The organism is Mesorhizobium sp. L-8-10, assembly GCF_016756635.1.
Taxonomy (GTDB): Bacteria; Pseudomonadota; Alphaproteobacteria; order Rhizobiales; family Rhizobiaceae.
In genome coordinates, this window is sequence record NZ_AP023263.1 from 3,884,858 (window position 1) to 3,910,142 (window position 25,285).

At 65.6% G+C, this 25,285-nt stretch carries 17 protein-coding genes and 1 pseudogene; 4 read left to right on the top strand and 14 right to left on the bottom strand.

Going from position 1 to position 25,285, the window contains the following annotated elements:
- Positions 1-35 precede the first annotated feature (35 nt).
- Positions 36-6,995, bottom strand: coding sequence for an autotransporter outer membrane beta-barrel domain-containing protein (locus tag JN280_RS40010; protein ID WP_446720828.1), 6,960 nt, complete (start codon positions 6,993-6,995; stop codon positions 36-38).
- A 372-nt stretch (positions 6,996-7,367) separates the two neighbouring features.
- Here JN280_RS40010 and JN280_RS18025 point away from each other — a divergent pair, with 372 nt between their 5' ends.
- Together JN280_RS18025 and JN280_RS18030 are read left to right on the top strand one after the other, a co-directional pair.
- Positions 7,368-8,816: a sensor histidine kinase gene (locus JN280_RS18025; RefSeq protein WP_244743389.1), complete on the top strand. Its 1,449-nt coding sequence runs from the start codon at positions 7,368-7,370 to the stop codon at positions 8,814-8,816.
- Complete coding sequence (locus JN280_RS18030) at positions 8,813-9,508, top strand: response regulator transcription factor (protein WP_202314019.1); 696 nt, start codon at positions 8,813-8,815, stop codon at positions 9,506-9,508. Before JN280_RS18025 ends, JN280_RS18030 begins: the two co-directional genes overlap by 4 nt.
- Positions 9,509-9,622: 114 nt before the next feature.
- Here JN280_RS18030 and JN280_RS18035 read toward each other — a convergent pair whose 3' ends face one another.
- From JN280_RS18035 to JN280_RS18070, 8 genes are all read right to left on the bottom strand, one after another.
- On the bottom strand, positions 9,623-11,068 hold the full coding sequence (locus JN280_RS18035; RefSeq protein ID WP_202314020.1) for an aldehyde dehydrogenase: 1,446 nt from the start codon (positions 11,066-11,068) through the stop codon (positions 9,623-9,625).
- 49 nt (positions 11,069-11,117) lie between these two features.
- Positions 11,118-11,903, bottom strand: coding sequence for a coniferyl-alcohol dehydrogenase (locus JN280_RS18040; RefSeq protein WP_202314021.1), 786 nt, complete (start codon positions 11,901-11,903; stop codon positions 11,118-11,120).
- Between the two features lie 44 nt (positions 11,904-11,947).
- The gene (locus JN280_RS18045; protein WP_202314022.1) at positions 11,948-13,000 is read right to left on the bottom strand and encodes a branched-chain amino acid ABC transporter permease; all 1,053 of its coding nucleotides are present in this window, start codon (positions 12,998-13,000) and stop codon (positions 11,948-11,950) included.
- On the bottom strand, positions 12,997-13,896 hold the full coding sequence (locus tag JN280_RS18050; RefSeq protein ID WP_446720734.1) for a branched-chain amino acid ABC transporter permease: 900 nt from the start codon (positions 13,894-13,896) through the stop codon (positions 12,997-12,999). The genes JN280_RS18045 and JN280_RS18050 overlap by 4 nt, the downstream gene beginning before the upstream one ends.
- Positions 13,893-14,621, bottom strand: coding sequence for an ABC transporter ATP-binding protein (locus tag JN280_RS18055; protein WP_202314023.1), 729 nt, complete (start codon positions 14,619-14,621; stop codon positions 13,893-13,895). Before JN280_RS18055 ends, JN280_RS18050 begins: the two co-directional genes overlap by 4 nt.
- Positions 14,618-15,343 (bottom strand): ABC transporter ATP-binding protein, encoded by a 726-nt coding sequence (locus JN280_RS18060; RefSeq protein ID WP_202314844.1) that lies wholly within the window; start codon positions 15,341-15,343, stop codon positions 14,618-14,620. The genes JN280_RS18055 and JN280_RS18060 overlap by 4 nt, the downstream gene beginning before the upstream one ends.
- Positions 15,344-15,368: 25 nt before the next feature.
- On the bottom strand, positions 15,369-16,676 hold the full coding sequence (locus JN280_RS18065; RefSeq protein WP_244743391.1) for an ABC transporter substrate-binding protein: 1,308 nt from the start codon (positions 16,674-16,676) through the stop codon (positions 15,369-15,371).
- Positions 16,677-16,752: 76 nt separating this feature from the next.
- Positions 16,753-18,201, bottom strand: coding sequence for an aldehyde dehydrogenase (locus JN280_RS18070; protein ID WP_202314025.1), 1,449 nt, complete (start codon positions 18,199-18,201; stop codon positions 16,753-16,755).
- Positions 18,202-18,345: 144 nt separating this feature from the next.
- On the opposite strand from JN280_RS18070, the gene JN280_RS18075 reads away from it, so the two are divergent.
- Positions 18,346-19,248, top strand: a complete 903-nt coding sequence (locus JN280_RS18075) for a helix-turn-helix domain-containing protein (RefSeq protein ID WP_202314027.1) — start codon at positions 18,346-18,348, stop codon at positions 19,246-19,248.
- 163 nt (positions 19,249-19,411) lie between these two features.
- Entirely contained in the window at positions 19,412-19,738 is a 327-nt protein-coding gene (locus tag JN280_RS18080; RefSeq protein ID WP_202314029.1) for a hypothetical protein, read from the top strand.
- A gap of 326 nt (positions 19,739-20,064) precedes the next feature.
- On the opposite strand, the pseudogene JN280_RS18085 reads toward JN280_RS18080, so the two are convergent.
- The 5 genes and pseudogenes from JN280_RS18085 to JN280_RS18105 form a co-directional block, all read right to left on the bottom strand.
- Positions 20,065-21,187: pseudogene (locus JN280_RS18085) on the bottom strand (ABC transporter ATP-binding protein).
- A gap of 12 nt (positions 21,188-21,199) precedes the next feature.
- The gene (locus JN280_RS18090; protein ID WP_202314033.1) at positions 21,200-22,096 is read right to left on the bottom strand and encodes an ABC transporter permease subunit; all 897 of its coding nucleotides are present in this window, start codon (positions 22,094-22,096) and stop codon (positions 21,200-21,202) included.
- 12 nt (positions 22,097-22,108) lie between these two features.
- Entirely contained in the window at positions 22,109-22,993 is an 885-nt protein-coding gene (locus JN280_RS18095) for a carbohydrate ABC transporter permease (RefSeq protein WP_202314035.1), read from the bottom strand.
- A 115-nt stretch (positions 22,994-23,108) separates the two neighbouring features.
- Positions 23,109-24,440 (bottom strand): extracellular solute-binding protein, encoded by a 1,332-nt coding sequence (locus JN280_RS18100; protein WP_202314036.1) that lies wholly within the window; start codon positions 24,438-24,440, stop codon positions 23,109-23,111.
- Positions 24,441-24,702: 262 nt separating this feature from the next.
- Positions 24,703-25,083, bottom strand: coding sequence for a hypothetical protein (locus JN280_RS18105; protein WP_202314037.1), 381 nt, complete (start codon positions 25,081-25,083; stop codon positions 24,703-24,705).
- Positions 25,084-25,285 lie beyond the last annotated feature (202 nt).

Sequence of the window (25,285 nt, forward strand, 5' to 3'; positions counted from 1 at the left end):
AAGACGCCGAGACAGGCGTCGGCTCGAGATCCCTGCTAGAACTTGTAACTCAGGCGCAGCGAGCCGCCATGGCTGGTATAGGTGTCGGAGAACGACCCCTGATAGTTCAGGCGCAAACCGAAACCGTTGTCGTTCGCGAGGTCGACACCGGCGGTCAGGCGGCCCACGACATTGGCAAGAGGCACTTCGCTGTCGAACAGGCCGACCCCGGCCGGCGCAGCTGCCAGCCGTGCGGTCGTGTCCCAGCTGTCGGCGCTGCCGAAGCTTACGCCGGCGGCAGCAAAGGCCCGCATGACGGTCGTCTCGCTCACCTCCACACGCGCGCCGACCTCGACCGCCGGGGTCGCATGGAAGCTCCACTGCCCGGAACCGTCGACCAGGAGATCGAGCGCGCCGGTACCCGTTTCGCGATAGCCGTCGGCATGCGTGTAGATCAGGTCGAGATCCACCAGCGGCCGCATATAGTACCGGTCCTGAGCAAAGGTATAGGCTGCGCGCATCCGGGCGCTGACATTGTAGATATTCGGATCGCCCTCGGCCTGGCCGGCGAAGCCCGGAATCCGGATCGTGCGCGTGTTGTCGTACCAACCGTAGCTGCCGGCGACGGCACCCGACAGCAGCCATGGGCCGGTCTGGCGCTTCACCGAGACGCCGGCATAGAGGATGTCGCCGTCGGCGTTGACCCGGCCATCGTCGCCGCGAATGGAACTGCGATCATAGCCGCCGGCGAGACCGACGAACCAGTTCGGCGACACCTCGAACTGGGCACCCGCCTGCATCGAGTAGGTCGTGGTGTCGAAGCCCGATACGCCGCCCGAGGCCTTCTGGTCGAGCGTCTGGGCGCCGGCCTGGCTCCATGCACACTCCGTCTCGATCAGGAACGAGGTGCCGGCCGCAAACATAGGACAGCTCAGCAGCAGATCGAGGTGCTGCTGTGTCATGACGACGCTGCCGGCCGCAGCCGCGCCGGAGACGCCGGGCGACATGTCGGACAGGGCGGCTCCGTAGCTGTCGGCATCGTTGTCGGCCAGAGAGCCGAGCGTCCCGAACAGCGTGCCGAAGGAGCCGCCTCCAGCGTCCCAGATCTCCTGCAGGTGGCCGGCGACGTTGTCCTGGTCTTCGCTCAGCGCGAAACCGGGTTCGGCAAAGTGGGCCGTCTCGGCCGAGAGCGACAGGCTGTTTCCGGCCTGGGTGACGGCATAGTCGAAGATGGACGACTGGTCGCTCAGCGAATGATCCAGGGTGCCTCCGGCGGTGAGGAAAGGCAGACTGATGCCGGGCAGTACGCTCTCGGCGCTCACCGCGAACTTGCCGGCGAGTGTGGCGTCCCCGTCGATGGCCAGGCGATCGATGCGGGAGCCGGCGAAGTCGGCGTTGATCGCCAGCACGCCGCCCGAGCCCTGCGTGAGGTCGCCAGTGATCCTGGTGGCATCGACGCCGCCCGAATCCCCGACCGCCAGCCGGCCATGACTGACCACGTCAGCCTCGTAGATCTCCGCGTCCGTCAGCAGGCCGCCTGTCCCGTTGACGACGGAGACGGCCATATCATGGCCAAAGCGGGCCGCCAGCGGCATATTGCCATCGGCGGACATGTCGCCGGACACGGCTTTGCTGGCGGTGTTCGCCCCTTTCACGCTGCCGCTGATCGTGCCGGAGTTGTGCACGGTCAAGGTGCTGCCGGCGGGCGACGATCTGCCGGCGGCATATTGAACGGCTATCCTCGAAGCGGCCGCGACGCTGCCTCCGGCATCGACGGTCAGCACGTTATCCTGCCTGCCCGAAACCCAGACACCGGCGCCATTGTCGCCCGAGCCGCCGGTGACGGAACCACTGACAGTGACGTTGACTGCGCCGTTGTTGTTCGTCCCTGCGTCGCTCTGCGCGAATATGCCGATCGAGCCTTCGCCGGTCGCTTGTATACTCCATCCGGCATCGAGGGTGACCGTCACATCGCCGCTCTTGCCGTTCGACGAGAGGTTGCCGTTGGAGCCGATGAATGCACTGGTCGCGTTGCCGCCGAAACCGCCCCCGCCGCCGATCGACTGGGCCAGGACTCCAAAGGCGTAGTCGCCGTCCGTGGTGACGTTGCCGTCTACCGTGACGGAGACGTCGCCGCCGTCGCCGTAGCTGCCGGGGCTGTTGCCCTGGAAGGAGAGCGGCGCGCCCGAGGCGGTGCCGCCAATGCCGCCGCCGCCGCCGATCGATTGGGCCACGATGCCATGGGCAGCGATGCCACGCGTATGGATCGTGCTTTGGTAGGTCAGATCGACCGTGACGGCGCCGCCGTTAATTGCGCCGCCGCCCGAGCCGCCCACCACGATCGAGCCGATGCTGTCGGCCTCGCCGGCGCCGCCGATGCCGCCGCCGCCGCCGATCGACTGGGCGACGAGGCCGAACGCCCGCGCGCCATAGGTGTTGAGATCGGTGCCGATGCGGAGGTCGACCGCGCCGCCGCTGCCGCCGACGCCACCGCTGCCGCCGACCACGAGGTCGATCGCGTGGCTCTCGTCGTCCTCGGCGGCTGCGCTGCTTCCCGCACCGCCGACGCCTCCGCCGCCGCCGATCGACTGGGCGACGATGCCGTGCGCATCGTCGCCTGATGTCGACAGGTTGATCCACCCGTTGGTGGTCACAGTGCCGCCATTGCCGCCCGCACCGCCGCTGCCGCCCATGCCGCCGCCGACGGTGATCTTGCCGGCCGCCTGGTCGGAGCCGTCGCCACCCTGGCCGCCCCCGCCACCGATCGACTGCATCAGGAGGCCATAGGCACTGTAACCCTTGGTGTTGATCGCGTTGCCGTCGCCATTGTCGTCGAAGGTGACGTCGACATTGCCGCCATTGCCGCCCGCACCGCCGCGGCCGCCGACGCCCACGGTGATGTTGGCCGTCGCCTGGCTGCCGGACGCGGTGGAGGTGCCGCCGGCACCACCGCCGCCACCGATCGATTGGGCGACGATGCCGTCGGCCCAGTCGCCTGTGGTGCTGATGTGGCCGGCATGGGTCAGCGTGACCGTATTGCCATTGGCGGCCGTGCCGCCGGTGCCGCCGTCATCGATGGTAGCGCCGACACTGACGTTGAAGCAGTAGCCGGATTCACCATCGCCGTCGTCGCTGGAGCAATCGCTGTCACCATCGTCGTCGAGCGGCTCGGAATCTTCGGAAGTGGCCTGCCCCACCGAGCCGCCCAGCCCACCGCCACCGCCGACCGACTGCGCAAGCACCCCGTCCGCATCCGCCCCGGAGGTGACGATCCTGCCTGCCGTGGTGACGTTGACCGCGCCGGCCGAACCGCCACTGCCGCCGCTGCGGCCGACGGAAACGCCGACGGACGCGGAGAACGCGCCGCTGCCCTCCTCGCCGGGTTCCTCTTCGGCTTCCTCGCCGCCGCCGGGCAGGCTGTCGCTGGCCGACAGCCCGACGCTGACGCCCTGCGACGTGCCGCCGCCGCCGCCGATGGACTGGACGAGCAGGCCGCGCGCGCCGGTCCCGCTGGTCTGCAGGCTGGTGCCGTCGTCGAGGCTGACATTCGCGGTCCCGCCGCTGGCGCCGCCGCTGCCCGAGCCGCCAACCCCGACCGTTGCCGCCAGGTCGAAGCCGCCGCCGATCTGCTTGCTGTTGACGCTGCCGACGCCGCCATTGCCGCCGCCGCCGCCGATCGACTGCGCCACGATCGCATTGGCATAGTCGTCGGCCGTCGTCACCGAGGCGCTGTCGTTGAGCGCGACCGTGACGGTACCGCCATTGCCGCCGCCGCCGCCCGAACCGCCGACCGAGACGCCGATGTCGGCGCTGACCGTGTCTTCTATGCCGGCGGTCGCTGCCATCGACGACGCGCTGCCGCCATTGCCGCCGCCGCCGCCGATCGATTGCGCCACGAGCCCATGCGACGAAGCGCCTTTCGTGGAGACCGCGGTGCTGCCGTCTAGGGTCAGCGACACCGCGCCGGCGGCATGGGATGATCCACCGCTACCGCCAACCGCCGTGGAGACGCTCATCGCAAGGGAGACGTCTTCGCCGGTCGGTACCGCCACGGTGAGCGCGTCGGCAACCGAGGAGCCGCCACTGCCCCCACCGCCGCTGATCGATTGCGCCAGCACGCCGATCGCGTCGGTCACGTCGCCGCCGTCCTGGCCGGTGCTGATGATGCTGTCCGACAGGTTCACGAGAACGGAGCCGCCGGCGCCGCCGGAACCACCGGTGCCGCCCACCGCCACCGACGCCGTGAAGCCGATACCGGCGGAGTAGGAACTGGCGGACCCGCCGGTGCCGCCGCCGCCGCCGACCGACTGCGCCACGATACCCGCTGCGTGCGAGCCCTGGGTCGTGAGGGTAAGGTCCTGGAAGCCGACATTCACGGTATTTGCGTAGCCGCCGCCGCCACCGCCGCCGCCAACCTGGAAGCTGCCGAGCCCGGCATCGCCGCCCGTAGCGTTGCCGCCATTGCCGCCGCCGCCGCCGACCGACTGCGCGAGTATGCCGACCGCACCAGAGCCCGCGGTCGCAATGGTCACGGCCTGCGGCGCGTCAGAGCCTGCGGAGCAATCGTTGCTGGAACTTTCATTGCTGACGCAGACCCACCCGCCGCTACCGCCGATTGTGGCACTGCCGCCGACGCCCAGCGCCGGAACCCCGACCGACATGTCGATCACATTGCCGCCATTGCCGCCGCCGCCGCCGATCGATTGCGCCATGATCGCATGCGCCATCTCGCCCTGCGTGGTGATCGAGCCGCCGGTGAGCCAGACGCTGGCATGTGTGCCGTAGCCGCCGGCGCCGCCCGAGCCTCCGACGGTCGCTATGCCCGCCGCGCCGGCGCCCGAACCGCCGCCGCCACCGATCGATTGGGCCATGACGCCGATCGCCGCGTCGCCGCCGGTACTGATGGCGCCCGAGTTCCGGACCTCGGCATTACCGGCGTAGCCGGCGGTGCCGCCGGTGCCGCCGATCGACAGAATGCCGCCCGCCATGCCGGCAGCGCCGCCGCCGCCGCTGATCGACTGCGCGATGATGCCATGCGCCGAATAGCCTGATGTGGTGATCGCGCCCGTATTCTGGACACTGGCCGTCCCGGCAGAACCGCCGTCGCCGCCATCGCCGCCAAGTTCGAGCGTCAAGCCGGCGGCGATACCGCCGGTGCCGCCGCTGCCGCCGATCGACTGCACCAGGATGCCGTAGGAATGGTCACCCGAGGTGTCGATCGTTCCGCCAGCATTGTTGATGGTAGCCGTGTTGCCACTGCCGCCATTGCCGCCATTGCCGGCGCCACCGCCAAGCACGTCGGTGAAGTTGCCGCCCGTGCCGCCGCCGCCGCCGATCGAATGCAAGGTGACCGCAGCCGAAATATCCCCGACTGTCGTTATCCTGGAGCCACCAGTCATATACGCGCCGACGGAGCCGGCATCACCACCGTAGCCGCCGCCGCCGCTTGTGCCGACAACGGCCGTGTCGTCGCCGCCATTGCCGCCCAGGCCGCCGACACTCCCGCCCAGCACGCCGTAGGCCTGGCTGCCGTCGGTCTCGATGGCACCGTAGACGTTCATCTGAATCTCGCCGACGGCACCGCCTCTACCGCCCGAGCTATTCTTCTCGCCGTTTGCGCCGTCGCCACCACGCCCGCCTTGAGCCAGCGCAGCTATGCCGACGACATAGTCGCCCTGGGTCGAAACCGTGGCGCCTGACTGGAGGGTCAGGGTCGAGGTGAAGGCAGAGCCGTTCCCACCGCGGCCTCCGGTCGTTGACCCCGTGCCGGCGCCGCCATTACCGCCCTGACTGACTGCAACGATGCCGCCGGACAGTCCGTTCGCACCGGCGCCGGTGGCAACCACGGTAATATCGGAATATGTGCTGATATTGATCTGGTCGCCGTCTGCGCCGGCGCCGCCATTGTCGGACGGGTCATTAGAAGCGGTGCCGTCGCTGCCCTGGCTCAGCGCATAGATGCCGCGCGCGCTGCCGGCGTCGTTCGCGTATACACCGATCGCGCCGGTGGATGCATTGCCGGACGAACCGTTCGTGATATCGATCGAGCTGCCGCCGCCGCCCGCGCCGTTGTCGTGGCCACCCTGCTGGCCGGTGGATTCGGCGGCGAGGCCCCAGACATAGTCCAGTCCGCTCAGCGGGTTGGTCCCGCTGCCGAGATTCACCTGTCCGGTGTTGACGATTCTGATGGTGCCGCCGTTGCCGCCGGCGCCGCCCACCTGGTCGCCCGCCGCGCCGCTGTTCTGTGCGCCGCCGCTGCCGCCCCTGCTCACGGCAGAGATGCCGGCCATGCCTCTGGCTGTATTTGAGTTGAGCGACTCTACGGTCAGTGCCCCGTAGTTGGTGATCGTTATCGCGCCGCCCGGCGCGCCAGCCCCGCCGTTGGATTTGTAGTTGTCGTTGTCCGAATCCCCCGAGCCGCCGAAACTCGTTGCCGAAATCAAGCTGCCGATCGAACCTGGATCCGTCGAGGTGGTCAGGGTTATGGGGCCGTGACTGGTGATCGTCACGGAACCCCCGGCGCCAGCGCTTCCCTCGTCGACGCCGGCGCCGCCCATTGTGTATGTCATGATGACGCCGCCGACGGAGTCCCACGGCATGGTGTAAGGGAGGCTTGCGCCGGCCGTGTACGAGGCTTGGGTGTTGATCGTTATGTTCGCTCCGGGGTCACCGTTCTTCTCATCGTTGTGATCGACACCACTGTCGCCCCAACAGGCGGACCATGTATATCCATAGTCGACCTGGCCAATTGTCTGGTTTGGATCTGCGACGCAGCCCGCATGCGCATGACCAGCTACGGCCGCGCCGCCCAGGCCCAGGGCCAACACGATCAGTATATGCGATGGGTTCGGGTTGGGGAGACAGGTTGGTCGGCCGCCGCCCGTGGATGTGCTTGTGTTGTCGCCATCCGCTCCAGCCTTGGGAGGCTCCTGAAGACAACGCATGTCCGCGAGCGGAGAACGACTATCGACCAGGGGCGAGGCGGCGGCCTTCCCGGTGCGCGCGGAATGCTTCATGCGATGAGCCCCCCAAATCGAAGAAAGCGAGTCCAGCTTCGCCGCAATTCGCGCGCGAAAGCCTCGACTCGGCCCTCCTGCAACCAAAGAATGCAAGGTCACGATGGGTGCGAACGATAGGCAAAAGGCACCTGGGATTCTACCGAACAAAACTATTCAATTCTGACAGAACCTTGCATGTCGCCGCTCGACACGGGCCGCCCCGCGGATTTTCGAATCAAGGGCGCCCAAATCTTCGAAAGAACAATTCTCAACAATTCTGACAGATTCTGACGTTGCTTTTATTTTACTTAGGTTTCGCTTTTTTGCTGACAACAATGCTGTGCGGTTATGCGGCTTGCGCCAACGGGAGCGCTGTGCAAATGCTCAGCGATGCTCGACCTCAAGACAGTCCTGGTCGTCGATCTGGCAACCGCAAGTTTGCAGGCGGTAGTCTGGATTTTTGTCTGGTTGGCTTGGCGTCATCTTTACGAGCTCAAGTTTCTCGCAGCGGGCTTTGCGGCCATCGCCATAGGGCTGCTCTTGATGATCTTGAGGGGCGAGCAGCCTGCGGCATGGTCCATCGTGCTCCACAATACGGTCATCAAGCTCGGTCTGGTCCTGCTTGCCGAAGGGCTGGCGCGCTTCCTCGGGCAACCGCGTTACACCTGGATCGGTGTTTCATTGCTGATCTTTCAGATCCTGGCCTGGAGCGTCGTGGTTGCCGTCGATCCGAGCAATCTCGCCGTCCGCATCCATACATCGACCCTCTTCACGGTGATCATGATGTCAGTCATGTCGGTGACCTTGCTGCGCGACCGGACACAGCCCCGGCTCTTGCGATGGATCACAATCGCGGTATTGGGCGAGTACATGGCAGCCAGCATAGTTCATAGCGCGATCGAGTTCTGGTTTCCGGGCGCCCCTCAGGACATCGCGATCCTCAACAATCGCAACGCCTGGTATCTGTTGCAGGGCATTCTGTTTCTGATCGCGTTGTTCGCCTGCCTTCTCTTCATGGTCAGTTCACGACTTTCTGCGGCCCTGCGCGAGAAGAACGAAGCTTTGTCGCGGGAAGTGCTGGAACGTCGGAGGCTGGAAAACCAATTGAATGCCAGCCTCGAGGCTGAACGTGCCCTTCGCGAAGAGCAGGCCGACTTCATGCGCATTGTCAGTCACGAGTTCCGAACCCCTCTGGCGGTAATCCGCAACGCCGTCGACATGATCAGCCTTGTCGGCGACAGATCGCGAGACGCGACGAAGGAACGGCTCACCGGCATTGGTGAGGCACTCGACCGGCTGTTCTCCCTGATCGAACGCTTCATGACAAACGACCGCGACAATGTCTTTCGACCAGAATCGATGCAGATCGCACCTGTCATTGCGGACGTGCAGTTGCACTTCGAGATCACCGGGCGAGGTGAGCGCCTGCATTTCAGGACGGAGGGTGAGGCGACCTCGCTTTTTGCCGATCCCGATATGCTGGCAACCGTCGTCATCAACCTCGTCGACAACGCCCTCAAATACTCGCCCGAGGATCAGCCCGTTCACATTGATGCCCGGTCCGCCGGCGGCTTCATCGTTATCCAGGTACGAGACCGCGGTATCGGCATACCGAAAGCCGAATTGCACAAGATTGGACGCCGCTTCTTCCGTGCCTCCAACACCAAGGCCGGGAGTGGAACCGGGCTTGGCCTGTACTCTTCCCGTAAGCTGCTGGCCTATCATGGCGGTACATTGGGCTTGCTCTCCAACGAAGGTGGTGGAACGACCGCCGTGGCGCGCGTGCCCTTGCTGAGGCCTGCGCCGGAGCATGCTCTGTTAGAGGAGACTATGACTTGACGCGCGTTTTGATCGTCGAGGACGAACAGCGGCTGCGCAAGGACCTGGTCGATTTCCTGGGCCTCTGCGGCTTCACCGCCGAAGGAGTTGCGACGGCAGAGGCCCTGCGCCGTGCATTGGCAAATGATGAACTGCCCGACGTCATCATCCTTGATGTCGGATTGCCGGACGGCAATGGATTCGAGTTGGCCAGTGAAATCCGCGAGGCCCATCGCTGCGGCATCGTCATGCTTACAGCTCTCGGCGACAGTGACGACCGCATCCGGGGCTTCGAAAGCGGCGCTGACATCTATCTCGTCAAGCACAGTACCTTGAGGGAGATCGAAGCGGCGATCCGTAGCTTGTTGCGGCGAACAGGTGATCAAGCAGAAATGGCGGATGGCGCCGGAGACAGGTGGGTCCTGGATAGCCGAAATTGGACGCTCACCGCGCCGAACCAGCGCTCGCTCAAATTGACTGCGACCGAGTTCGCGCTCGTGACCGCGCTGTGCAAACATGGCGGTGGCATTTGTGAACGCGAAGAGTTGGTAGAGACGATTGCCCGTCCCAGAGCCCATTTCGACAACCGGCATCTGGACGCCGTCGTCAGTCGCCTTCGCCGGAAGATCGGCGAGCAGACCAACATGCACGTGCCGATAAAGGTGGTCTATGGCGTTGGCTATACGTTCACGGCTCCGGCTGTCGTGCGATGAGGCTCTGTCGCAAGAGCTGAGATGGTCTGTCGATACGACCATCTCGCGCCGAGAATAAAAAAGGGGTGGGTCGGTTTGCCCCGTTTTGATGGGGTCAAGGCGAGAAGCGGCGGCTCAGAACGGATAGTGCTGGCCCGAATCCTCGATCGTCACCCAGCGGAGATCGGTGAATTCGGCGATCGCCGCCTTGCCGCCGAAGCGGCCATAGCCCGAACCCTTGATGCCGCCGAAGGGCATCTGCGCCTCGTCGTGCACGGTTGGGCCGTTGATGTGGCAGATGCCGGATTCGATCCTGGCGGCGACGGCCAGCGCCCTCTGGACGTCCTTGCTGAAGACCGCGGCGGAGAGGCCGTATTCGGTGTCGTTGGCGACCCGGATCGCTTCGTCCTCGCCCTTCACCCGGATCACCGGCTTCACCGGCCCGAAGGACTCCTCGGAATAGACGCGCATATCAGATGTCACGCGGTCGAGTACCGTCGCCTCCACCACGCTGCCGGTGCGCCTGCCGCCCGCCGCCAGCGTCGCGCCCTTCGAGACGGCATCGGTTATCAGCTCTTCCATCTTCTTCGCCGACTTCTCGCTGATCAGGGAACCCAGCACGACATGGCCGCGCGGGTCGCCCGCGGGCAGGCTGGCGGCTCGCGCCGCCAGCTTCTCGACGAAGTGGTCGGCGATCTTCTCGTCGACAATCAGGCGTTCAGTCGACATGCAGATCTGGCCCTGGTGCATGAAGGCGCCGAACACCGCGGCGTTGACCGCCCCGTCGATGTCGGCGTCGTCGAGCACCACCAGCGGAGCCTTGCCGCCGAGCTCCAGCAAGGCCGGCTTGAGATGCCGGCCGGCAAGCTCGCCGATGATCCTGCCCACCCCGGTGGAGCCGGTGAAGTTGACGCGCTTCACGGCGGGATGCGCAATGAGGGTCTCGACGATCTCGGGCGCATCGGCCGGATCGTTGGTCACCACATTGATCACGCCCTTGGGCAGGCCGGCCTCGACCAGGACCTGGCCGATCAGCCGATGCGTGCCGGGGCATAGCTCCGACGCCTTGAGCACCACGGTGTTGCCGCAGGCGATCGGCATGGCGACCGCGCGCGTGCCGAGAATGACCGGCGCGTTCCACGGCGCGATGCCGAGGCAGACGCCGGCGGGCTGCCGGATCGCCATGGCGAGCGTGCCGGGCTTGTCGGAGGGGATGACCTCGCCGGAGATCTGCGTGGTCATGGAGGCCGCTTCGCGCAGCATGTTGGAGGCGAGCATGACGTTGAAGCCGGCCCAGGGCGCGGTGGCGCCCGTCTCTTCGAGCATCAGCTTCGTGAATTCGGCGACCTTCGACGCCATGACGTCGGCAGCTTTCAAGAGCAGGGCCCGGCGTTCGCCCGGGCCCGTCTTCGACCATGCCGGGAAAGCGGCCGAGGCGGCTTCGACGGCGGCCACGGCGTCCTCGGCCGTTGCGGCAGCGGCACGGGTTGCCACCTTGCCGGTGAAGGGGTCGTTGCGCTCGTAAGTGGCGCCGCCGGATGCGCCCTGTTCGGCGCCGTCGATCAGAAGTTGGATATCCATGACTGTTTCCTTGTGACTGCCAGATTTGGGTGACTGCCGGATTTGCTTTTCAGAAACCGAGGACCTGCGCGTTCACGGCGGCCTCCAGTCCACCGTCGGCTGCGATGTTGGCGCCGTTGATCCAGCGCGCGCCGTCGGAGCAGAGGAACAGGATCACCGGCGCGATGTCTGCCGGCGTTCCCGCCCGGCCGACGGCGCTGATGTCGCTATCGACGCGGCTGTCGCCAAGCACGGCCCGGAACTGCTTCAGGATCGGGGTTTCGACGGGTCCCGGGCTCACCGCATTGACCCTGATGCCGCGGCTCTTGAAGCGCTCGAGATGCGCGGCGCGGAAGGTCCATAGAAGCAGAAGCTCCTTGGAGACCGGGTAGGACTCGCTGTCCTGGATCGCGTGGCCCGCGACGACCTCGGCGACATCGGGGAAGCCCTCGACATTGATCATCGACAGCGCCCGGTTCTGGTTGGCGCGCCAGCCGTAACCCGCGATCGAGGCGACGTTGACGATCGCGCCGCCCTCACGCAGCCTCGGCGCGACGGCTTCGGACAGCGCCCGCAGGCCGTAGAAATTGACGGACAGCGTGCCGACCGCTCCGGTTGCTCCGGACAGGCCGGCGACATTGCACAGCGCGTCGAACCGTTTCGGCAGTTGCGCGACGATCTCGTCCACACCTGATTTCGACGAGAGGTCGCCTTTGATGAAGGCCATGGAGGCGAGGGAGGGCTCGCGGACATCGACGCCGATCACGTCGGCACCCAGTTGTCCGGCGAACTCGGCGGTGCGTGCGCCGATGCCGGACGAAACGCCCGTGATGAGCAAAGTCTTTCCAAACAACATTGTCCTTGTCTCCTTGGGATCGGCGGTAAGCGCCGGTTGGATTGTCAGCCTCGTGTCGCCACGCCCGGGCCGGCGACGAGGCCGGCTGCCGGATGCCCGGGAGGGTCGTCTGCGGAGAACCGCACCTGATAGCCGACCGGCAGCAGTCGCAGGCCGAAGCGGTCCTCGACCCAACCCCAGATGCCGCGTGGCAGGAGCAGCGAGAACAGCAGTGCCACGGCTCCGAGACCGACGAGGTACCAGACGCCCGCGCCGCCGAACCATGTCTCGATCAGGAAAAAGAGGATGGCGCCGAGGATGGCTCCCTCGAACCGGCCGATGCCGCCGACCAGCACCATGAAGATCATGTAGGCCGTCCACTGGACGCTGAAATAGGTCTTCGGCTGGAAGGTCAGCGCCGTGGCGAGCCAGAGGGCGCCCGCCATGCCGGCACCGGCCGCTGCCAGGATGAAGATGACCCGCTTGGTGGAAAGCACGCGGACGCCGACGGAGGCCGCCGCGCCCTCATTGTCGCGGATCGCCTGGATCGCCGCGCCGAGTCTGCTCCTGAGCAAGAGGAACAGCAGGCCGAGAAGAGCGGTCATGGCGCCGAGCGCCATCCAGTAGGTGTAGGCCCGTCGCGCGGAAGCATCGAAGGTGTTGAGGGCAATCAGCGACGTCCCGGTCTCGCCCTGGATCAGCGGGTCGAGATTGACGCAGAGATGGGTGAGCGCCGAGACCACCCACATGCCGATGGCGAATTCGCCGCCCTTCAGCCGCAGCATGAGGAAGGAGAGCGGAAGCGCGAACAGGCCGACCAGCAGCGCGGCCGCGACGAGCGAGGGATAGACGCTGAAGCCGCCATCGGCGAGCCGGATCGAGAGATACGCGCCGAGCCCGAAGAACACCTGCTGACCAACGGAGACGAGGCCGCCATAACCGGCGAGCGCGTTCCACATCGCAGCCAGGATGACGTAGATGAACAGCGTGGTGAGCCGGTCGACGAGGCCGGGACGGAGGAACTCAGGCGCGAAGGCAAGCAGCACGAGCAGGGCCAGCACGCCGCCCACGGCGATCTTCGAGGAGAGCGTCCAGCGCTCGATGGTTATGCCGTTCATGACGCGCGCCTGAAGAGAGAGCGGATGCGGAACCCGAAGCCGAGGCCGGGAATGAAGAGCCGGGCGAAGAGTACGGCCAGGAAAACGGCATGGCCCGCGATCAGGAAGCCTTTCGGATCGATCTGCGCTCCGAGCGACTGGGCGAGGCCGAGGATGATCCCGCCGGCAAGCGTTCCCCAGACCGAGCCCGCGCCGCCGATGACGGCCGCTTCGAAGGCGAAGAGAAGCTGCGGCGCGCCGGCATAGGGGTCGAAGGTCGCCCGCATGCCGAGGGCAGCACCCGCAAGGCCGACCGTCATCATGGCGATGGCCGCCGCGATGGCGTTCACCCTGCGCGCGTCGATGCCGACAAGGCCCGACGTGTCGGGATCCTCCGATGTCGCCCGGATCGCACGGCCGAGCGGGGTGTAGCTCAGGAAAAGCTGCAGCGCGCCGAGCACCGCGACCGCCGCGGCAAAGGTCAGGACCGCGAGCTTGCCGACATAGATCGTGCTTGTGAGCGCCCAGGAATCGTAGGAAAGCGAGCCGATATAGGGCGCAAGCGAACGCGTGTCGGCGCCGAACTGCTCGAACATCAGATTGTCGAGCACGATGGCGAGCCCGAAGGTCGCGAGGATCGGCACGAGCTGGCCGGCCCTGCTGCTGCGTTCGAGCACGAGGCGCTGCAGCAGGAAGCCGATGACAGCCATGCCGGGCAGGACGACCAGGAGCCCGGCGAAGGGCGAGAGCCCGAAGCGTTCGGCGAGCACGAACAAGGCGTAGGCGGCCAGCACCGCGAGGCTGCCATGCGCCAGATTGATGATGCGCATGACGCTGAACATGAAGGACAGGCCGCAGGCGATCAGCGCGTAGTAGCCGCCGAGCAGCACGCCCTGGACGATCTGGTTGAGGATCATGGGGCGGTGCCCGTCTTTTTCAGTTTGTGGAGGCCGAAATAGGCTTGCGTGACCTGCTCGCGCGTCACGTCCCTGGCCGGGCTTTCCAGAACGACACACCCCTCCAGCATGCAGACGACACGGTCGGATACGCGCATGGCGCGGTCGAGGTCCTGCTCGACGAGCACGATCGTGGTTCCGGACGAAAGCAGCCCCTGCAGCGAGGCATAGACGCGATCGACCACCAGCGGCGACAGGCCGAGCGACACCTCGTCGAGAAGCAGCATGTCGGGGTTGCTCATCAAAGCGCGCCCGATCGCGGTCGCCTGCTGTTCTCCACCCGAAAGCGTGCCCGTCCTTGCATGACGGCGGGGCTTGAGGTTCGGAAAGGCTTCCATCACGGCATCGACCGTCCAGTCGCCGGGGCGACCGGCGGTGCGGCCGAGCAGGAGATTCTCCTCGACGGTCATCTGGGCGAACAGGCGCCGGCCCTCCGGCACGAGCGCGATGCCGAGCCCGACGCGCCGGTGTGACGGCAGGCTTGTCACGTCCTGTCCGGCAAAGCTGATGCTGCCGGCTGCGGGTATGTGTGCGCCTGCTATGGCGCGCAGCAGCGTCGTCTTGCCTGAGCCATTGGCGCCGATAAGGGCGAGCGTCTCTCCCTTGGCGACCTCGAGGGTGATGCCGCGCACCGCTGGCAGCAGGCCGTGGCGGACGTCGAGATCGGTGACGGACAGGAGGCTCATTGGACACCTCCGCCGAGATAGGCCTTGACCACATCAGGGTTGGACATGACCGCATCGGGATCGCCGTCCGCGATGATCTTCCCGGCATCCATGCAGATCAGCCTCTGGGCGACCTGAACCAGGATATGGACGATGTGTTCGATCCAGACGATGCCGATGCCGCGACGCTTCAATTCGAGGATGGTTCCGACCAGTTCGTTGGCCTCGGCGTCGGTCAGGCCGCCGCCGATCTCGTCGAGCAGCAGCAGTGTCGGATTGGTCGCGAGCGCCCGGGCAAGTTCGAGCCGCTTGCGGTCGAGCAGGCCGAGCGTCTCGGCCGGCCGGTTGGAGAGCTTGAGCATGCCGCACAGGCGCAGCGAGTCGATCGAGCGCTCATAGGCTTCGTCGCGCGAGACGGCGCCGCCATGGGAGGCCGCGACATAGACGTTCTCGAAAGTGGTCATGCCGCTGAAGGGTTGGGGAACCTGATGGGTGCGCACCAGCCCAAGGCGGCAGCGTTGCGGCGCGCTCATTGCCGTCACATCAGTGCCGCGGAAGCTGATCGTCCCGGCATTGGGCGCCTGGGCGCCGGAAAGTATGCTGAGCAGCGTGGTCTTGCCGGCGCCATTGGGACCGACGATGCCGACGGCCTTGTCGGCATCGACGCTGAAGTCGACGCCGTCGAGGACCACAAGCGCGCCGAAGCGCTTGTGGATCCCCGTGGCGGAAAGCACTGATGTCATCGCCACGACGCGATCCTGTCCCCGATCAACCGTTGTAGGGGATCAGCTTCGCCGACACCGGGACATTGGTGTCGGTGGCATTCTCGGTGATCACGTAGTCGAGCGGGAATTTGGAGCCTTCCGGCGCCTTGACCCACTGCGTGCCGATGATCGGTCCGGGCGAAACGTTGGGCACAGGCCCCGCGGTGAAATCGACCGCGCCGGCGATGGTGACGGTCTTCAAGGTCGAGATCGCCTTGGCCACGGCTTCCTTGCTCTTGGCGTCGGTAGCGGTTTTCAGCGCCTCGAAGCCGGCATCGAACAGCGAAAGCGTCGCGCCGAGCTGCTGCGTCCACTGCTTGCCGCTTGCCGCTTCGTAGCCGTTGGCGAGCTCGGTTCCGGTGATGCCGGTGAGGCTCGACTTGTACGGGAAGGCCTTGTGCCAATAGGCGGCGCTGGCGAGGTTGAAGCCGAGGTCGCCGAGCGCCTCGACGCCCGACGGGAAGAGGCCGGTCTTGGCGATCTGGGCGATCTTGATCTGGCGCGTCAGGCCCTGCTGGGCCGCCTGGCGCCAGAAGGCGGCGAAGTCTGGCGGGATGGGGAAGCTGTTGAAGATCTCGACGCCTTCCTGCTTGAACAGCGCTATCTGCGAGGAGAAGTCGGTGGTGCCGGTCTCATAGGCGCCCGGATCGACGATGGTGAAGCCTTCCTTGGCCAGCAGCGGCGCGAGATTGGCGCGGATGGCGTTGCCGTCCGCGTCGTTGGGATACATCACGCCGACCTTCTTGTTGGTCTCGATCAGCTTCCATTGCGACGCATAGGCCTTGAAGAACTCGTTCACGCCGAAGCCGAAATGGTAGGTCCATTTGAACGGCGACGGCTGGCCCGGCTTGGCGCCCCGGCCGAAATACCAGGCTTCCCAGGGCATGACGGTCGAAAGGCACGGCACGCCGGCCGCTTCGCAGGCATCCGCGACCGGATTGATGGTTTCGGGCGTCGAGACCGCCAGCATCAGGTCGACCTGGCTGTCGTTGATCAGGCTCTTGGCGAGCTGACTGGCGCGTGAAGGATCGGACTGCGTATCCTGGTCGAGAATCTCGACGCTGAATTTCTTGCCACCCAGATCAATGCCGGCCTCGATCGCCTTGCGCACATGGTCCAGCACATAGCCGTCGGTTTCGCCGAAGCCGGCCAGCGCTCCGGTGCGCGGGCTGATGAAGCCGACCTTCAAGCTGTCGCCCGACTGGGCGAACGCACGTTGCCCGACGGTCAGGGCCAGACCCGTGGCCGCCGTCGCCCCGATGAAATCGCGCCGGGTCATCCTCCCCGCCTTGCCGTTCCTGTCTTTCGTCATGATCTTCTCCCTTGTTACGGAGCGCCGAGGCACTCCCCCATTCCCCTTCGAGCCGGCCCGAGGCCGGCCATGCTTTCTAGATCGAGTAGTCGACCGGCTTCGTGGATGCCGTGATCCAGCGCAGTTCGGTGAATTCCTCGATCGCGAAGCGACCGCCGAAACGGCCGTAGCCGGAAGCCTTCATGCCGCCGAAAGGCATATGCGGCTCGTCATGGACGGTCGCTCCGTTGATGTGGCAGATGCCCGCCTCGACGCGCTGTGCCACGGCGAGCCCACGCTGCAGGTCGCGGGTGAAGACCGCAGAGGACAGCGCATATTCGGTGTCGTTGGCGACGCGGATGGCTTCCTCGTCCCCGTGCACCCGGATGACCGGCAGGACCGGCCCGAAGCATTCCTCGTCATAGATGCGCATCGCCGATGTCACGTGATCAATGACGGTCGCATCCATCAGCGTTCCGTCGACACGCCCGCCGGCGACGATCCGGCCGCCCTTGGCGACTGCATCCTTGACCAGCCCGCCGATGCGGCCGACGGCGTCGTGGCCGACGAGCGGGCCGAGCGGGGCGTCGCTGTCGGGCGGGTGACCGGCCAGCAGGCGCGAGGCCCTGCGAACGAGCTTGTCGACGAAGACATCGGCGACCGACTCGTCGACGATCACGCGCTCGGTCGACATGCAGATCTGGCCCTGGTTCAAGAAGGCGCCGTAGCAGGCGGCCTTCACCGCCTCGTCGAGATCGGCGTCGTCGAGCACGAGCAGGGGCGCCTTGCCGCCGAGCTCGAGCAGAGCCGGCTTCAAATGCCTGGCGCTGAGTTCGGCCACCATTCGGCCGACCCGCGTCGAGCCCGTGAAATTCACCCGCCGGACCGCGGGATGCGCGATCAACGTCTCCACGACCGCCGAGGCGTCCTCGACCTCGTTGGTGACGACCGAAACAATGCCGTCGCCGAGCCCGGCCTCACCGAGCACCTCGCCGAGCAGCCGGTGGGTCCTGGGGCAGATCTCGGACGCCTTGAGCACGACGGTGTTGCCGCAGGCCAGCGGCATGGCGAGCGCGCGAACCCCGAGCACGACAGGCACGTTCCAGGGCGCGATGCCGAGCACGACGCCGACCGGCTGGCGGATCGCCATCGCCAGCATGCCTGGCCGATCGGAGGGAAGCAGGGAACCGGTGACGTCTGATGTCGTCGCCGCGGCTTCGCGCAGCATCTCGACACCAAGCGCGATGTTGAATTCGGTCCAGCCTTTGGTCGCGCCGATCTCGTCTGCCATGGCGGCGCCGAAGAGTTCGCGACGCGCTTCCAGCGCGTCGGCGGCCTTCAGCAGGCGCATGCGGCGCTCGCCGGGACCGAGTGCCGACCAGGCGGGAAAGGCGGCCGCCGCCGCATTCGCCGCCTGGATCGCGGCGCGGAACGGAGCGGGGGCATGCTGGCCGTATTCTGGAACGAAGGCGGCCGGTTTCTCTCCGACACCGCGATGAGCTCCGGGGAAAAGCCGGAGCGCCCGTGGCGCTGCCTCGGCGGTCATTTCCTGATCTCCTCCCTGCGGCGGTCTCGGCCCGCCTTGAGCTGAGTAAAGTCGCATATCGGCTCCTTAACAATGTACTTTTCTGGAAACCTCTTGTACTTCTGTCGCCAAAAGCGGAGGAATAGCGGCTTGGAGGCGAGAGGAGTGAACGCAGAAGCCGGCCGGGCGCGGCGGCAACCCGCAAGGCAGGGCGCCTTGGTCAGCGCGGCACGCGTCGATCCGGGATTTTCGCATCGCAGCTGGTCGATTGCCCATGCCGGCAGAAGCGACTGCCTGTGCTTTTTCGTGGCCGACGGCGTCGCCAGCCTGGTCCCCGAGGATGGAGAGTCGATGGAACTCATGGGACCGGCCGTCGTCTGGATCCCGCTTCCAACGAACGGCGTGGTGAGGATGGACGCCGGATCGAGCGGTTTCACCTTTTCAGCAGCCGAGGAATTCGTCTGGCGCACGGTGGGCGACAGCGTGCTCGCCGCCGACATGCGCGCCATGATGGACCAGCTCGTCATCGCCACGGCCGAGGACGTGTTGCCTGTCATCGACGAGTTGTGGACGAGTTTTGCAGGCATCGTCCGCGAGGTGCGTGTCCAGCAGCCTGGGGCGAACGCCATCACCGGCTTCCATCTCGGCGTGATCCTTTTGCATCTTTGGCGAAGCCGTGGAGCAGCGGTCGCCCATGGAGGTGGCGCGACGACGATCCAGCGCTTCCGCCAGCTTGTCGAACTGCATTTCCGCGAAGGGCTCGGGGTCGAGGACTATGCGCGCAGCCTCAACGTCACACGCAGCCATCTGCACGAAGCCTGCATGCGCCTCGCGGGCCAAACGCCGCTCGCCATCATCCATGCGCGCCTCATCGAAGAGGCCCGCACCCGCCTGGAACAGACCGACATGTCCGTCGAGCAGGTCGGCTACAGCCTCGGCTTCCGTGACCCCGCCTACTTCAACAGGTTCTTTCGTCGGCTGACCGGCCAGACCCCGGGCGCCTTCCGCAAGAGCGCGTTCGCAAGCGCGCCGGCGCCGGGGTCTGCCTCGTTCGCTGCCTGGCCGTAGAAACGCATCCCCTTCTCACCAAGCGTCAAGATCGGCACGAAGCGCGCTCCCGGCTTGTGGTGGGGCTAACAACAATGGACAGTCTGACCGGCTTCCTTTTGCTGTCTGTTTTCTGCAGTCGCGCATCTGATATCTCTAATTATCAGACAAATGGGAGGGCAAGATGCATGTCCGACTGTTGGCGATACTTTTGGCCCTCCCGATCTGTCCGGCTGCCGCACATGACTGGTACACCGGCAAGGTCGATCCGGTGACGCGGATAGGCTGCTGCGGCGACATGGATTGCCGCGCAATAGAAGACGGCGACGTCCGTGAGCTGGCTGACGGCAGCTATGTCTATCTGCCGCGGTATTGGAGAGTGCCTGCCGCTCGCGTGCAGAGTTCGCCGGATTTTCGCTTCCATATTTGCGAAAGCGCGCTGTTCAACGAAAACGCCTCTACTCTTGAATGGCGCTGGGTTTGCTTTTTCGCGCCGCCGCGGATGATGTAGGACGCTGGGGCGCAAGAAGACGGCATGGTGCCGAGCTCTTCGTTCCGTCCAAGTGGTTTTGCGTTTCCGAGGCTTGCGCGGCGTTCCAGATAGCCGGTATCGGCTAAATCGATCTCTGCCCGTTCGGGCGATATCGGAAATCGGGCGCTATGCTATCTTCACATGGCCGAGGTCCCACCCGCGGCAAGCGCCCGGCCACCGTGCGGCCCAAGCCCCCGCTTACGACACCCGCCCAGGCCGGGCGCATTCCCTACTACATGCTCAAGTCGGGCGTGCAGACGGCCGGTCCCGCCACCGTCGCGGGCCGACCGTTTTTGCGCAGCCGGTCACGCCTTCACCAGGATCGGAGTCGCCTTCCTGGTCTCGGCCGCCGGTCTGACTTCGCCGGCGAGGCGATGGCCGGTCTCGGCGTCGAACAACTGGACGTCGGAGGGGGGCGACCCGGAACGACAGCGGGTCGCCCGGCGAGAAGTGATTGCTGCCGGAGAGATGGGCAACGACGGTCTCGCCGGCGAAGGTGCCGTGGATGAGCTGCGCCGCCCCCAATTCCTCGGCGAAGTCGAAGCGTCCGGAGAGGCCGTTCGGCGCGAGGCTGACCGCTTCGGCACGGAAGCCGATCGTCACCGGCCCATGGCCGATATCGGGCCAGCGGCCGCGATCATAGGCGAGGCGCTGGCCGTCCCGCAACGTGACGATGCCGGCGTCGACATCGGCAACGGCAGGCAGCAGGTTCAAGCCGGGCGTGCCGATGAAACCCGCGACATAGGTCGTTTCCGGCCGTTGATAGACATCGGTCGGGCTGCCGACCTGCTCGACCACGCCCTTGTTCATGACCACGATCCGGTCGGCGAGCGTCATCGCCTCGACCTGGTCGTGGGTCACGAACAGCGTCGTCGTTCCGAGCCGCTGGTGCAGCTTGCGGATCTCGACGCGCATCGCCACCCTCAGCCGCGCGTCGAGGTTGGACAGCGGCTCGTCATAGAGGAACACCTTCGGCTCGCGGATCATGGCGCGGCCCATGGCGACACGCTGGCGCTGCCCGCCCGATAGCTGCCCCGGCTTGCGGTCGAGGAATTCTGAGAGACCGAGCGAGGCGGCCACCTTGCCGACCTTCTCCTTGCGTTCCGCCTTCGGCATGCCGGCGATCTTCATCGCATAGCCGATGTTTTCGGCCACGGTCATATGCGGATAGAGCGCATAGTTCTGGAACACCATGGCGCATCCGCGCTCGCGCGGCTCCATCCGGTTCACCACCTTGCCGCCGATGGCGATCTCGCCGGCGGTGATGCCTTCCAGGCCGGCCACCATTCGCAGCAGGGTCGACTTGCCGCAGCCTGAGGGGCCGAGAATGACGACCAGTTCGCCATGGGCGATGTCGAGATTGACGCCGTGGACGACCTCGGTCTTGCCGTAGGTCTTGCGGACGTCGCGAAGGGCGATATCGGCCATTGGATAGCTCCGTTACTTGTCGGTCTGGATCAGGCCGCGCACGAACCAGCGCTGCAGCAGGATGGTGACGAGCACCGGCGGGGTCAGCACGATCAAGTTGGCCGCCATGGCCACGTTCCAGACCGGCGGCTCGCCGAACAGCGGGCCGGGAACGACCTTCTGCAACTGCATCGTCGCGGTAGCGAAATTCTGCTGGTCGGTGACGACGAGCAGCGGCCACAGATACTGGTTCCACGACCACACGAACATGATGGTCGCGAGCGCGGCCATGTTGGTCTTCGACAGCGGCATCAGCACTTCGAGGAAGAAGCGCACCGCGCCGGCGCCGTCCATCTTGGCCGCTTCGGTCAGCTCGTCCGGAACGGTCAGGAAGAACTGGCGGTAGAGGAAGGTGCCCGTCGCGGTTGCGATCAGCGGCAGGATCAGCCCGGAATAGGAGTTGAGCAGGTTCCACTGCGGCAGGTCGATGCCGATTCCGACAAAGTCGAGCATTGACTGGAACGGGCGCAAAGCGTCGGCAGCCACCGCATAGGTCGGCACGATGCGCACTTCCAGCGGCAGCATCAGCGTGATGAAGATCAGCCAGAACATCACCAAGCGCAGCCGGTAGCTGAAATAGACGATCGAGAAGGCCGACAGCGCCGCGATGACGATCTTGCCGATGGTGACGCCGCCGGCGACGATCAGCGAGTTCAGCATCACCCGTCCGAAATTGCCCTTCTCCCAGGCGGCCGCGATGTTCTCCAGGAAATGCGAGCCGGGCAGCAGCGGCATCGGCACCTGGTTCACGGTGTGGAAGTCGTGTGTGGCGGCAACGAAGACGATCCAGATGGGGATGAGCAGCGCGGCAAGGCTGAACACCAGCAGCGTGTGGGTGAGGAAGTCGAGGATGGGGGTACGTTCGATCATCTCGCTCTGCCCTCAGCTATAGTGGACGCGCCGCTCGACGTAGCGGAACTGGATGAAGGTCAGGAGGATGATCAGGCCCATCAGCACGATGGATTGCGCTGCGGCCAGCGAATAGTCCTTGCCCTGGAAACCGTCGGAATAGATCTTGTAGACCATAAGGTCGGTCGCCCGGGCAGGGCCGCCGCCGGTGGTGATGTCGACGATGCCGAAGGAGTTCACGAAACTGTCGGTGATGTTGATGACGATCAGGAAGAACAGTGTCGGCGCGATCAGCGGCAGCTGGATGTCCCACATGCGGCGCGTCACGCCGGCGCCGTCCATGGCGCCTGCCTCGGTCACGGTGCGCGGGATCGACTGCAGCGCGGCGAGGAAGAAGATGAAGTTGTAGCCGACCATCGTCCAGGCCTGCGCCATCACGATCAGGGCGAGCGCATCGTAGCCGTCGAGTGCGGGGTTCCAGAGGCCCGGGAAGATGCGGTTGATGGCGGAGACGAAACCCGCGTCGGGCGAGAAGATGAAGCGGAAGGCCAGGCCGACGGCGGGCGCGGCGAGCGCGTAGGGCAGGAAGAAGGTGAATTTGTAGACCTGGTGGCCCGGCAGCCTGCGGTCGACGAACAGCGCCAGCATGGCCGCGATGGCCAGCGACAGCGTCGTCGCGAAGAAGGCGAAGGCGAGCGACACGCGCACCGAGCCCCAGTATTTCGGGTCCGCGAACACCGTCTGGAAATTGAGCAGGCCGACCCATTCGTTCGAGCCGCCGAATGGCGGCTCCAGCGTCAGCGCCCAATACAGCGCCTCGCCGGACGGCCAATAGAAGAAGACGAAGATCAGGATCATCTGCGGCGCGATGAAAGCCGCGGCCAGCCACAGATTCGAGAAGGTTGCGCGCTTTTCCAAGCGGTGACTCCTTGCAACTCGCTCCGGAGCCAGGCTTCGGACAAAAGCCGAGGCCCCGGACAAATATGAAGCGGACGCCGCCAGGCAGGCGGCGTCCGGAGAGAGGAGGCGACGATCAGGGCAGCGCGGCGCCCTTGTAGGTCTGCTCGTAGCGGCGCAGGATCTGGTTGCCGCGTTCGACGGCGGCGTCGAGTGCCGCCTGCACGTCCTTCTGGCCGGTGAAGGCGGCCTCGAGTTCGGCGCGGATCTCGGAGCGGATCGAGGTGAAATTGCCGAGCCGGATGCCGCGCGACAGCGGACCGACCTCGGAAGCCGTCAGCGAGGCGATGGCGACCTCGCGGCCGGCACGCTTCGGATCGTTGTAGAAGCCTTCGGACTTGAGCAGCTCGAAGCCCTTGGTGGTCACCGGGATGTAGCCGGTGTTCTCGGCGATGTACTTTTCGCCGGTGTCGGGCGCGGTGATGTATTTCATGAAGGCCGCGGCGGCTTCGTATTCTTCCTTGGACTTGCCTTCCATGATCCACAGCGAGGCGCCGCCGACGATCGAGTTGGTACGCTTGGCAGCATCGATCGCGGGCAGGGCGGCGACGTCCCACTTCAGGTCGGCGACCTGGGTGTTCTTGACCGTGCCGTGGTTGGCGATCGACGAGGTCGTCGACGCGCAGGAGCCGTCAGCGAAGGACTGGATGAGGTTCTTGCCGACCTGGCTAGTCTGGATCTTGGCATAGCCGGCGTCGAGCCAGGCCTTGAAATCCTTCATGTGGTCGACGAAGGCGGTCTTGTTGAAGACCAGTTCGGCGCCCAGGCCGCCATAGCCGTTGTCGAGGCTCGCAATGGGAATGTTGTTGATGGCGGAGAACTGCTCGAGGTTCATCCAGGTGTCGAAGTCGAGCGCAAAGCCGCATTCGACGCCGGCCGCCTTCAGCGCCTTCAGGTCCTCGCCGAACTCGGCCCAGGTCTTCGGCGCTTCGGTCTTGCCGATCTTCGACCAGGCGTCCTTGTTCCAGTAGAACACGGCGGTCGAGGAATTGTAGGGGAACGACCACATGTCACCCGAGGAGGTCGCGTAATAGTTGGCGATCCCGGGGAAATAGCCCTTCCAGTCGACGTCGATGCCGTGATCCTGGGCGAACTTGTTGGCGGGGTAGATCGCGCCGGAGAGCATGAAGTTCACCGTGCCGGCATCGTAGATCTGCACGATGGTCGGATGCTGCTTGGCGCGGTAGGCGGCGATCGTGTTCTGCTCGGCCTTGTCGTAGCCGCCCTGGCCGGTGCAGACCGCCTCATACTTGTCCTGGCTCTCGTTGAAGAGCTGGCACTGCTTGGCAATCACCTCGCCGAGGTCGCCCGTCAGGCCGTACCAGAATTCGAACTTGGTGCGCTCGGCCGCGCCGGCGCCCGTGGCGATGGCGGTGGCCGCCGTCGCGAGCAGGATCAATCGTTTCATTCGTCTCTCCTAGAGGAAGATGGCGCGAGCACGACGCCCGCTAGGGGCCTCCCCTAGAGAGATCGGGTGACAGTCACGTTGTGGTCCGGTGACAGAATGACGACAATCCAAAGCTGTTCGCGAACGAAAGCGCCATCGCACTCTCCATGTGTGGAAGGAGCGATCGAGGCAGCGTGCCCAGAGTGACCGCTCAGCCGGCGCGACGCTTCCGGCGTTCAGGAAATTGGTCGCCCTGGAGCCGCCCAGGGTCGGCAGCGAGAGACTAGACGCCGGTTTCGCGGATCTGGAAGACGTTGCCGCCGCTCGTGACGAACTGCCCGGTCGCGTTACGCCGGACCGAATAGCATTTCTCGATGCCGGACCGGATGTCGCCCCACTCGGTGCAGATTTCGCCGCCCTTGATGGTCCAGCGCCCGCTGTCGCCTGCCACGCTCGGCCGGTCGACCGTGATTTCGGCCCTTCCATCGGGCATGAACATGAGCTGCCCGGTGAACCAGCCACCGTCCTCCCACCAGGTGATCGACCGGCCGACCAGTTCGTCGCGGATCTCGCCCGGAGTGAGGTCGGCGGCGACTGCGGGTATTGTCCACAGGCCGGCCAGCAAGGCGAGCCGCCAGCGCGAAGTAAGCAAAGTCCTGATCATGAAGCGAATCTTCATTCCAGCGTGAGCTTTCATGACGATTCAATGACATTTGCCGGCGCATGTCGAGCGGCATGTGTCGGAAAACGCAGGCGGCGTCGGTTCGTCGACGCCACCGCGATATTCACCGCTGCCTTCAGCCAAACGTCACCGTCCCGTCAGATGGCTGACATGCTCGGGCGGCAAGGTTCGTCGCCGCAGGCTC

Excerpts from the sequence above, each read along its gene's own strand:
- JN280_RS40010 (WP_446720828.1), bottom strand. The coding sequence starts at position 6,995 with ATGAAGCATTCCGCGCGCACCGGGAAGGCCGCCGCCTCGCCCCTGGTC.
- JN280_RS18025 (WP_244743389.1), top strand. The coding sequence starts at position 7,368 with ATGCTCGACCTCAAGACAGTCCTGGTCGTCGATCTGGCAACCGCAAGT.
- JN280_RS18035 (WP_202314020.1), bottom strand. The coding sequence starts at position 11,068 with ATGGATATCCAACTTCTGATCGACGGCGCCGAACAGGGCGCATCCGGC.
- JN280_RS18040 (WP_202314021.1), bottom strand. The coding sequence starts at position 11,903 with ATGTTGTTTGGAAAGACTTTGCTCATCACGGGCGTTTCGTCCGGCATC.
- JN280_RS18045 (WP_202314022.1), bottom strand. The coding sequence starts at position 13,000 with ATGAACGGCATAACCATCGAGCGCTGGACGCTCTCCTCGAAGATCGCC.
- JN280_RS18050 (WP_446720734.1), bottom strand. The coding sequence starts at position 13,896 with ATGATCCTCAACCAGATCGTCCAGGGCGTGCTGCTCGGCGGCTACTAC.
- JN280_RS18055 (WP_202314023.1), bottom strand. The coding sequence starts at position 14,621 with ATGAGCCTCCTGTCCGTCACCGATCTCGACGTCCGCCACGGCCTGCTG.
- JN280_RS18060 (WP_202314844.1), bottom strand. The coding sequence starts at position 15,343 with ATGACATCAGTGCTTTCCGCCACGGGGATCCACAAGCGCTTCGGCGCG.
- JN280_RS18065 (WP_244743391.1), bottom strand. The coding sequence starts at position 16,676 with ATGACGAAAGACAGGAACGGCAAGGCGGGGAGGATGACCCGGCGCGAT.
- JN280_RS18070 (WP_202314025.1), bottom strand. The coding sequence starts at position 18,201 with ATGACCGCCGAGGCAGCGCCACGGGCGCTCCGGCTTTTCCCCGGAGCT.
- JN280_RS18080 (WP_202314029.1), top strand. The coding sequence starts at position 19,412 with ATGCATGTCCGACTGTTGGCGATACTTTTGGCCCTCCCGATCTGTCCG.
- JN280_RS18090 (WP_202314033.1), bottom strand. The coding sequence starts at position 22,096 with ATGATCGAACGTACCCCCATCCTCGACTTCCTCACCCACACGCTGCTG.
- JN280_RS18100 (WP_202314036.1), bottom strand. The coding sequence starts at position 24,440 with ATGAAACGATTGATCCTGCTCGCGACGGCGGCCACCGCCATCGCCACG.
- JN280_RS18105 (WP_202314037.1), bottom strand. The coding sequence starts at position 25,083 with ATGATCAGGACTTTGCTTACTTCGCGCTGGCGGCTCGCCTTGCTGGCC.